Origin of the sequence: Microvirga sp. HBU67558, from assembly GCF_018069605.1 — a bacterium.
Lineage (GTDB): Bacteria > Pseudomonadota > Alphaproteobacteria > Rhizobiales > Beijerinckiaceae > Microvirga > Microvirga terrae.
The window spans coordinates 1-269 of sequence record NZ_JAGPUP010000080.1 but is presented as its reverse complement, the minus strand read 5'-3'; the positions used below and the strand labels follow the sequence as shown (position 1 = coordinate 269).

Genomic DNA, 269 nt, shown 5'->3' with positions numbered 1-269 from the left:
GATCGTTCACGAGAGGGGCCAGCACCGCATCGCCGAAGTCGATCACGCCGGTCACATGGTCATGATCGCGTTCCGCCACGAGCACATTGTGCGGGTTCAGGTCGTTGTGAATGACCTGCGTGCGCAGGTTCGGCATGGCCGGCAGCACGAATTGCTCGAACCTGTCGAGGAACCGCTCTACCAGAGCACGCCGCCGCAGATCTTCGACATGCACCAGCAGGGGACGCAGACGGTGGGCATGCTTCATGTCCCACATCAGTTCGTGGTTG

Annotated in this window: 1 protein-coding gene; it reads right to left on the bottom strand. The window is 61.3% G+C overall.

Annotated elements, in window-relative coordinates; all coding sequences use genetic code 11:
* Positions 1-247: phosphotransferase (locus tag KBI52_RS00315; RefSeq protein ID WP_210804731.1), on the bottom strand; the 247-nt coding region annotated here is incomplete at its 3' end.
* Positions 248-269: the final 22 nt, after the last annotated feature.